Source organism: Arthrobacter sp. MP_M4 (genome assembly GCF_035984855.1).
Lineage (GTDB): Bacteria > Actinomycetota > Actinomycetes > Actinomycetales > Micrococcaceae > Arthrobacter.
On sequence record NZ_JAXCHX010000012.1, the window covers coordinates 100,087 to 108,858 of the forward strand.

Consider the following 8,772-nt stretch of genomic DNA (forward strand, 5'->3'; position numbering starts at 1 on the left):
CTGTCTTTCGGGGGGCGGGCGCCGGGGGAGGGGTGCCGGTCAGGGGGTTGTCGCGGCGGGAATCGGCGTCAGTTACTGGAGTCCGGTGCTGGCCGCGAGCTGAAGTTGTTGATGGCGTCGCCACCAGACGCCGGCGGCGAGGGCGGCGGCGGCGAGACAGAGGGCCGTTTGATGCAGTGGAAGGCTGAAGGGGTCTTGGGTGGGAAGCATGTAGATGGTGTCCAGGGCGAGGATGACCGCGATGTATTCCCAGCGACGGCTCAGGATAATGAACGGCAGCAGCATGAGGGCATACCAGGGATAATTCGGGCTGATAATCAGCAGCGTCAGTCCGATCATGATGGTCTGTTGTTCCCAGACGTTCCCGGGCCCGGTTCGCCGCAGCACACGAAACGCGACGACTGCCAGCGCCGCGGTGCTGAGCACCGGCGGCCAGGGTCCGGTGGAGACGAGTTGGGCAAGTCCGAAGCGGGTGCCGCCGCTTTGGCTGTAGCCCTCTTCCTTGAGGTAGCCGGGCAGGAACCCGAGTACTCCGGCCCCGGCCGCGGCCAGGTAGGGCACGTAGAGGAGGGCGAAAGTTGCCAGCGCGGTGACAACGAAACGGGCCGGGCGCTGGAACAGCAACGCGGGGGCGGCGATGGCCGGAATGAGTTTCGTGGCGACGGCAGCACCGAACGCCATTCCGGAGCGCAGCGGCTTGCCTCCGGTGAGCAGCATTCCTGCCGCCAGGATCAGGGCGCCGCTGAGGAGGTCGACGTGGGCGTTGTTCACTGCCTCAAGCTGCACGAACGGGCTCCAGCCCCAGACTGCGGCGAGATGAAGGGGCAGGCCGCGTCGGGCCAGGGCAACAAGCAGCATCAGTGTCACGGCAAGGCTGATGACCAGGCCACCCAGCTGGAAAGAAAGGTAGCCAGCCGAGTCGGGGGCGGTGAACTGCACACCAAAGAAGTACATTTCTGCGGTAGGCGGATAGATCGTGGGCACGTGCGGCCTGTTGATGGCCGTGCACAAGGGATTCCCCGACGGGTAGCCGAAGGCCGGGACGGATTCCGTCCCGAACAGATCCTTGGCGCACACAGCCCTCCCGTCCTCGCCCATCGCGCCGGAGGCGAACAGCCAACCGGGCCGAAGATCGGCCAGGGTCTCATCGACGGGGACGTAAGAGTAGGGGGAGATCCCCGCCTTTTGGACGATCCCGTCCCAGGCGTACCTGGCGGAATCGTTGCTGGTACGCGGCGGGGCACTGACGGCAACCAGACCGAGCAGCACAGTGCCTGCGATGATGACCGCACCCACGCGGCGTGTCGGGACCCGCCGGAGGAGACTGACAGCGCCGATGAGTGCGCCCCAGGACAGGAAGGTACCGAGGACCGGTGCGGATTCGAACGGGTTACGGGGGGCGACCATCCACCACAGCAGGCCCGCGAGGACCAGGACCAGCACCGTCAGTGGGGCCGCGGGTCTGAGAAGGGAGTGTTGCGCGCCGTCCGGCGGCGGCGAAGGAACAGCGAATCTCACACCGCGGTCCTGCCTGCCCCGGTGCCGGGGGAGAGCCGGCAAAAGACGCGGCCCTGCAGCCGTTGTACGGAAGATACGGTCCACTCACTGCGGCGGGCCCGGGACGCCAGGCCCAGGCTTCCCGTCCGTGCCCAGCGGAAGGGTTCGCTCTGGTTTCCGCTGGAGTCCTCCAACACAGCGGAGTAGACGGTGTCCAGGTCCTCGTCGTCCTCCACTTCAACCAGGAGCGTCCCGCGGGGGGCGATGAGCTGGCCGCAGCGCAGCAGCAGGGAGCTGATGCTGCCACCGATGCCGATGTTGCCATCGAGCAGAATGATGGATTGCCAAAGACCGGTCTGGGGTACCGGGGCGAACACCGATTGTTCCAGGGCCCGGGCGCCGCGGGCGCGCGCCCGGTGGACCGCCTCCGGGCTGGTGTCGATCCCCAGGGCCGGAATGCCCAGACCCTGCGCCGCAGCCAGTAGCCGGCCTGGTCCGCAGCCGATGTCCAGGACCGGTCCCTTCAGACTCTGCAACAGGGAACGCTCGAGCGGGCTTGCCTCCCCACACCAACTGCGGACGTCGAAGTCTACAGCATCCGCGCTGTGTTTGCCGTACGAACGGAGTGTGAGGGTCCCGGCGCCGTTTGCCAGCGCCCTGGCGTAGGGCTCCGTGTGGCCTTGGCCGAAGTGTGTGGTTGATGCCACGCCTGTTGCCGTCACCGCAGGGCACCGGTCAAAAGCACTTTGTCGTGCATATCTTTGGCGGCGTCACGGACGGCGCGCGCGAAGTCGGTTCCGGGTAGGACCGAGGCGATGTTCACCGCGTCGGTGAAATGGTCCATATCCGCCAGCTCTGTCAGCGTGCCGACGCTTAGACCTTGAGCGACCAGACGGGCGAGCTGCCTTGCCCCGGTTGTCTCAGTTGACATCGGCACTCCCCGGATCAATGATCCGTCGGGTCGGTACAGCGCGAGGGCCCAGAAACCGCCGTCCGTGGCCGGTCCAATCCAGGCGTTATGACGTGGAGCGCCCGTGGACCAGTCGTCCAGGAGCGGGTCGACGTGGCGGGCCGAGAACTGCGGAGTGTCCATGCCGATGATGAGCAACGGACCGGTAGCGGCGTCGCAGATCGCGGCGAGCCGTTCATCCAGCCCCCCCGTGACTTGCGGTACGACGGTGAAGCCATCAGCATCTTCGGGCGTGGGTGTGCCATCCATGACCAGCATCCGGTTCAGCGCCGGGAGGACCCGGACCGTCTCCAGGGTGCGGCTCAGGCTCAGCTGGGCCAGAGCGGCGGCTTCTTCGGGGCTCAGCGGAGGGCTCAGCCGGGTTTTGACGCGGCCCGGCAGGCATTCTTTGGCGATGACCGCCACGGTAAGATCCAGGGTCTCGCTCATAGTAATCATTCGCTGCCGGGCCTCTTACGGACCGGTCCGGCAGGGGAAGCCGCCGCGGCGGCCTTGAGCTGGGCGGACATGTCCCGAACAGCTGTCACGGTTCCGCGCAGCGTTCCGGTCACCTTCGACTTGCCGGTGCGGGGGGCGTAGGGGACAGGTATCTCCACGATTCTCCACTTTCGCAGGCTTGCCTTCAGAAACATTTCCAGCGGGTAGCCGCTGCGCCGGTCCTGGAGTTCCAGGGATAGCAACTCAAGGCGTCGTGCGGCCCTCATCGGTCCAAGGTCGCTCACGCGTTCCCCGGTCAGGCGACGGAGCCGCCAGGCGAGAACGATGTTGGCGATCCGGGCATGCAGAGGCCACGAACCACGCTGCGGCTGGCGGCTGCCCAGCACCAGCTCCGCTGTGCCAACGAGGACGGGGGCGACCAGGGCCGGCAGTTGCGCCGGGTCCAGTGAACCGTCGCAGTCGCAGAATGCGACGAATTCAGCCGTCGCAGCGAGCAGGCCGGCATGGGCAGCTGCTCCAAATCCCCGCCGGTCCTCGTGGACCACCAGTGCGCCCAGGCTTGCGGCGAGTTCGGCGGAACCGTCCGTGGAACCGTTGTCGACCACGATGGCCCGGTACCCATCCGGCATCCGGGACAGCACCCACGGCAACGCGCCGCGTTCGTTCAGACAAGGTAAAACAACATCAACCATGGCTCCGGTCATGCGAAACGCCTTTCAAAGCTACGGTTCCCGCAGGGCTCTTCGCCCGGGTTCCTACGGTACTCGAACAGAAAAGTGCCACGGACCCAAGGAGGGACCGTGGCACTTCCCGCCGGTGCAGAACAGGCATCCGGCAGGTTTTTCGGGTGGGTGTTATTTGGTATTGACGGTGATCTTGGCGATGCCGACGAGCATGTCGGCTTTCACGGCGTCGGTGTTGAAGGTTTTGTTCAGGAGTCCGGCGGCGGTGTCGGAGATCAGCACGCGGGTGCCTTCCAGGACCGCGGTGTCACCGGCGGCCTGCAGGGGCTTCAGGGTGGAGCCGTCCAGGTTGAAGATGTAGGCCTGCTTGACGGCGGTCTTACCGTTGACTGCGACGTCTCCGTAGAGCTTGGAGGTGCCCGGGTCGATGGTGAAGTTGGTCAGTTCGACCTTGGTGTCTCCGGCGGTGAGGGAGAACCCGGAGCCGGCGTGGCTGATCAGGCCCTGGACAAACGGGCGGTAGTCCTTGGCGGGGTCGTAGTAGTCGACCTTGCCGCCGGTGATCGGGAAGATCAACGAACCATCGGTCAGTGCGGCGGTCCCGACGGTGCCCGGGGTGAGTTTCAGGGTCTCCAGTGCCTTCGCGAAGGAAGCGTCGAGCTTTACTGCGGTGGACGTGCCGGTCAGTGCCGGGATCGAGGCCATCGGCTTGGGCTTCTCAGCCGCGGCAGAGGAAGAGGAGGACGACGAGGTGGCCGGGGCGGAGGAAGCATTGTCCGCCGGGCTGCAGGCGGCCAGGGAAAACATGAGCGAACCGGCAGCGGCGACGCCGAGGAAAGTCTTGATGGATGTGCGCATGAAAGTGCTCCTTGAAAGTGGTTCAGTGGATGATGCCGATCCCGCGGCCGTGATGCATGGCCTGACATTTTCGGGCGGGTCCGGCTTGGTCTGTCAGGAGTACTTCGGGAGCACACCCCACCCCGGATGGGTCACCACCGAACCGACACCAACCCGTTACCCAACCCCACCACCAGGCCGCACCAGTTCAGGGACCTAACCGCCGGTTCCTTCTTGGGCTCCTTCCTCACTGACGCGGGGCGTCTGCCGCCGAGGACCTCCCCGCAGTCGCCATTGAAGTGACCCGCCGCATCGCCGTCGCAGCATCCCGGGGGGTCAACGCGTGAGCGCCGAACCGACACCCGGCCGGAAACCCGCACGCCCGGTTCCGACCCGGACGTTGAAAGAAAAGTGATATTTCGATCTGATGAGCTCAGCCCTTACTTGGGCAAGAAGAACTCCAGCGCGATGCCGTCCGGGTCCTTGAAGTTCAATGCCGTTCCATACGGGGCGTCGATGGGGCCGCTGTGGACCACGCCGATCGTATCCAGATGCGCGGCCCATTCGGCGAGTTCGGCTTCGCTGGTTACGGAAAAACCCGCGTGGTCCAAGCCTGGGTTGCGTTCATTGAAGCAGCCGCCAGAGCCTGCGCGGTGCTCCGTGAGTCCCAGTGACGCCCCTCCACCGAGATCGAATTTACGCCGGATAAACGATCCATCGAGCATCGTCCCGGTGGGTTCCTTATCCCACAGACGGGAGTAGAAAGCGACGCTTATCTCAACGTCGGTCACGGTGAGAGCGATGTGGTCTATGGCAGGCAACGCGGGCATCAAGACTCCTAGTGGGGACTGCGGGGAAGAGCCCGCCGAGGTTAGAGTTCAAATCGTCTCACAGGCCTACGGGAGCCGATTTTTCCCGGCGGTCACAAATCCCCAGACGCCAGTTTTGAGGACTAACGCGGCAGGCCGCCGCACTACCTGCGCCTGATCCCGCCGCAACGGCTGTGAGGCTCTCGGCAAGCGCGGCATAGACTTCAACCGGGTTGCAGCGGGTTCCTTGGCTGACCTGCGGACAACACGTTCGATGACGAGAACATCTAGGCATCACGAATATCATCAGCAACCTCCGACGTCAATGCGCGCACGGCACAAAGCAGCCTCGCACCCCCGCGATAACCGGACAATCCCTGGAGCGCTGAGGCCTTAACCGCCAACTTTAGCGGGTCAGAGCATTCGTCCGGCCCTCGGGTACCGTCTCCACATCGACGGACCCAGCATCTAGGATGCCGAAACGCGGTTCGCTTGTTCCGCCGGAGGCCTAATGGCCCGTATCGCATGGGCAAGGAGTCTGAGGGTCCCGGCAAGGGCCAGTAGGATCGCAAACGAGGTCAGCTGGCAGAGGAACATCAGCAGGGCTACCGCGAGGGTGCCCGTGTACGTCAGGTTAGCGGCCAGAGCGGATGGGTCTGATCCACTCATGCGCTGGAGCAATGTTCTGCGTGAACTCATGTGGTCCCCCGGCCGGTTTTTCAACATTCTTGGGCTTTCGTTTGCTCTATGCCTCAGGACGAACCACATCGGCCCGGGGGTGGGAGAGCGCGGGGGTGGGTGCCGGTACAGCGTCGTGCGTTTTTAGGCCGGCCAGGGCGGTTATCTCCTGGACGAAGCAGCCGCTGGCCGGATTCCGGCTGCAAGTAGTCACCGCCTGTGATCCGGGTGTCGCCCGATATGTAGGGGGTAGGAATGATCCCTTTGGTTAGTGTTGCTGCACGGCGGTGCGGACCGGCGGTTGGGGGCCGGTCCGGCCGGCCCGTGTCCGCCGGAAATCCGGTGGTCCTGCCTTTGGAAAGAGTGGTTTCGATGGAGCTTTTCCGCAGGTCCAGTGCGAACGGGGCCTCATGGCGAATTTTGTGGCTGAAAGGCTGGGCCGGCAGGGAGCCTGCGGGTTCCGTTCCGGGCAGAGCAGGGCAGGGCCGATGCTGAGGGGTGAGGATCCGTGCAACGGCTGGCACCTGGGCACGGTGGTGACTATCGACGCGCCCTATGTCGGGTTCGGGCCGCCAGCGGGGCGCGGGCCAATGTCGGGTTCTATGACTTCCGGCAACTCAGGTATCCCGGCTAGTGGAAGGGCCCGAGGAAATGAGCTCAGCGAATCTTTCTTTGCATTTCCTGACCATCGCCGAAGTAGCAACTGCCATGCGGGTTTCCAAGATGACCGTTTACCGGCTGGTGAAGGCCCACGCCATCGCCGCTGTCCGGGTGGGCCGGTCATTCCGGGTTCCCGAGGACGCCGTCAACGACTACATCCGCCGGCCCACAGAACCCGCCATCGCAGACGAGGACGAGGACGAGGACGAAAAACCATCGGATTGAGGAGGTCCGGTTCGGGCCGGCCGGCGTCCGGGCCGACGAACGACCTCTCCGGCTCGGTGAACCACCTCACGGCCAGCTTTGCCGGGCGCCATCGTGCAGTGAGACACCTCCAAATCCTCGTGCCGCGGTCAGCTTAGGGAGAAACACTCTTGGACTGAAAACCGTTCGGGCCATGGGACAGGCAATCCCGTGAAGGGTCATTTCACGGTGATGGTGCCGTGCATGTTGCCGTGGAAGATGCAGTGGTACGGGTAGGTCCCGGGTTTGGTCGGGGCGGTGAAGGTGCCGGTGCCGACTTTGATGGTCGTGTCGAATGCGGCGCCCGAGTCGGCGGTAATGCTGTGAGCTTCGATGTCCTCGTTGGTGACCGTGACTGCCGTTCCTGGGCTCACGGTTTCCGCCCCTAGGTACTTGAAGCCCTTGATTGTGATTTCTGCTGGGACCGCTGCCGGCGAGGAGGACTCCGGGTTGGAAGGGGATGTCGTCATCGTGGGTGAAGCGGATGTGGACTGTTTTGCGGCTGATGGCGCGGCTGCCGTGGAGGGCCCGGAAGAGCCAGGGTTCCCGCAGCCGGAAAGGGCCAGCGCCGCCACCGCTGCGGCCGTTAGTCCGAGCGCCCAGGGTGTTTTGATGTTTTCCTTCAAGATAGAACCTTTCGTGGGAGCGGCCGTGATCGCGTATTGAGAGCTGTCAGTGGTGTTCGACCCAGCAGGCCAGGATGGTGGTGGAGAGCTGGTAGGCGAGGGCGTTCCTGGTGATGTTGTTCGGTCCCAGGGTTGCGGGGAGGCCTGAGGCGTCCACGTGGAGAACGAAGGTGTCTTTTTGGAACACGGCTGACCCGTCGGCGGTTTCGTAGGCGGGGAAGCCGAGGTTCGCCAGGCCCTGGATGGGTTTGGCGTCTTTCGCCAGGGCCTGCATGGCATCGAAGTATGTGCGTGCTGATGCTTGGTCGGTGGCTTCCTGGACGGAGATTTCCAGGGCTCCCTCGGTGAGGTGGTAGGTGCAGGTGAAGGTGCTGTCGGCCCAGTTGTTTACGGTGTGCGGTTTTGTCTCCAATTTGAGGATGGAGGTGAGTCTGTCCATTGGCTGGTCCCCGCATACCATCAGGGCTGCTTCGCTGGGGCCCTGGGCTTGGGCTGCGGCCGGGGAGGGGGTGGAGCCGTGGTTGTGGCCCCCGGTGTGTCCTGGCTCCGCGGCGGCCGGGGTGGACGCGGAGGGGGACGAGGAGGGAAGGGCTACTGTGTTGGCCTGCCCGACGGATCCGGTGGCCGCAGCGCAGCCGGAGAGCAGCAGCGAAGCGGCGGCCAGGGCAGCCAGGATGTGCTTGTGGTGTTTCATGTCCAGTCCATTCGCGCCATTTGCCGCTTCCGGTGGGAGCGGGAGTTCCGTGGGTCAGGTTTTGAGTTTTGCGTAGATGACGTAGTTGTCATCGAAGAGCTGGGTGGCGGGGTCGTAGCCGTCGCACGTGATGAGCCGGAGTTCGGCTCCGGGGGTGTTGCCGTAGACCTCGAGGGTGGGGAAGTTGTTCTTGTTGTACTGGGCGCCGTGATCGACCGTGAATACCGCCGTGGTGCCGTCGGTGCGTGCGACGTTGATCTCGGTGCCCGGGGTGAGTTTGCGCAGGTCCGCGAAGACTCCGGTGGCTCCTCCGAGTGCGTTGACGTGGCCCAGCATGACGGAGGGGCCGCGTTCCCCGGGGGTGGGGGAGCCGTTGTACCAGCCGGCAGGCGCGCCGTTGCCGGAATCCTCCGGGACCTGGAGGGAGCCGTTCTCACGGAGCCCAAGTTTCAGGAGCTCGGTCCGTAAACCGATCGTGGGGATGTCCAGGGTCGCCGGTTCGGATCGGGCCAGCACCGCGGGACCTGCCACAGCAGCCGGACTCGGTGGGGCCGGGGCCGGCGGGGTGGAAGCGGGGGTGACGGGAGATGAGATGGCAGCCGAGGGTGTGGCGGACGCCGAAGGTGGGGGGCCGGCG

11 protein-coding genes are annotated in these 8,772 nt (G+C 64.9%); 2 read left to right on the plus strand and 9 right to left on the minus strand.

Annotated elements, in window-relative coordinates:
* Positions 1-72 precede the first annotated feature (72 nt).
* From RCH15_RS10975 to RCH15_RS11000, 6 genes are all read right to left on the minus strand, one after another.
* On the minus strand, positions 73-1,518 hold the full coding sequence (locus RCH15_RS10975; protein WP_326960694.1) for a glycosyltransferase 87 family protein: 1,446 nt from the start codon (positions 1,516-1,518) through the stop codon (positions 73-75).
* Positions 1,515-2,204 (minus strand): class I SAM-dependent methyltransferase, encoded by a 690-nt coding sequence (locus tag RCH15_RS10980; RefSeq protein WP_326960695.1) that lies wholly within the window; start codon positions 2,202-2,204, stop codon positions 1,515-1,517. Before RCH15_RS10980 ends, RCH15_RS10975 begins: the two co-directional genes overlap by 4 nt.
* An 11-nt stretch (positions 2,205-2,215) precedes the next feature.
* Positions 2,216-2,896 (minus strand): TIGR04282 family arsenosugar biosynthesis glycosyltransferase, encoded by a 681-nt coding sequence (locus tag RCH15_RS10985; RefSeq protein ID WP_326960696.1) that lies wholly within the window; start codon positions 2,894-2,896, stop codon positions 2,216-2,218.
* Between the two features lie 5 nt (positions 2,897-2,901).
* Positions 2,902-3,609, minus strand: a complete 708-nt coding sequence (locus RCH15_RS10990; protein WP_326960697.1) for a glycosyltransferase family 2 protein — start codon at positions 3,607-3,609, stop codon at positions 2,902-2,904.
* 150 nt (positions 3,610-3,759) lie between these two features.
* Positions 3,760-4,446, minus strand: coding sequence for a hypothetical protein (locus RCH15_RS10995; RefSeq protein WP_326960698.1), 687 nt, complete (start codon positions 4,444-4,446; stop codon positions 3,760-3,762).
* A gap of 419 nt (positions 4,447-4,865) precedes the next feature.
* Complete coding sequence (locus tag RCH15_RS11000) at positions 4,866-5,255, minus strand: VOC family protein (RefSeq protein WP_326960699.1); 390 nt, start codon at positions 5,253-5,255, stop codon at positions 4,866-4,868.
* A gap of 1,308 nt (positions 5,256-6,563) precedes the next feature.
* Here RCH15_RS11000 and RCH15_RS11005 point away from each other — a divergent pair.
* Positions 6,564-6,797 (plus strand): helix-turn-helix domain-containing protein, encoded by a 234-nt coding sequence (locus RCH15_RS11005; RefSeq protein WP_326960700.1) that lies wholly within the window; start codon positions 6,564-6,566, stop codon positions 6,795-6,797.
* A gap of 197 nt (positions 6,798-6,994) precedes the next feature.
* Here RCH15_RS11005 and RCH15_RS11010 read toward each other — a convergent pair whose 3' ends face one another.
* Complete coding sequence (locus RCH15_RS11010) at positions 6,995-7,189, minus strand: cupredoxin domain-containing protein (protein ID WP_326960701.1); 195 nt, start codon at positions 7,187-7,189, stop codon at positions 6,995-6,997.
* Positions 7,190-7,223: 34 nt separating this feature from the next.
* On the opposite strand from RCH15_RS11010, the gene RCH15_RS11015 reads away from it, so the two are divergent.
* Positions 7,224-7,481 carry a hypothetical protein gene (locus RCH15_RS11015; protein WP_326960702.1) on the plus strand — a complete coding sequence of 86 codons (258 nt, stop codon included), beginning with the start codon at positions 7,224-7,226 and terminating at the stop codon, positions 7,479-7,481.
* A 6-nt stretch (positions 7,482-7,487) separates the two neighbouring features.
* Here RCH15_RS11015 and RCH15_RS11020 read toward each other — a convergent pair whose 3' ends face one another.
* Positions 7,488-8,135 (minus strand): hypothetical protein, encoded by a 648-nt coding sequence (locus tag RCH15_RS11020; RefSeq protein WP_326960703.1) that lies wholly within the window; start codon positions 8,133-8,135, stop codon positions 7,488-7,490.
* Between the two features lie 54 nt (positions 8,136-8,189).
* Positions 8,190-8,772: sortase domain-containing protein (locus tag RCH15_RS11025; protein WP_326960704.1), on the minus strand; the 583-nt coding region annotated here is incomplete at its 5' end.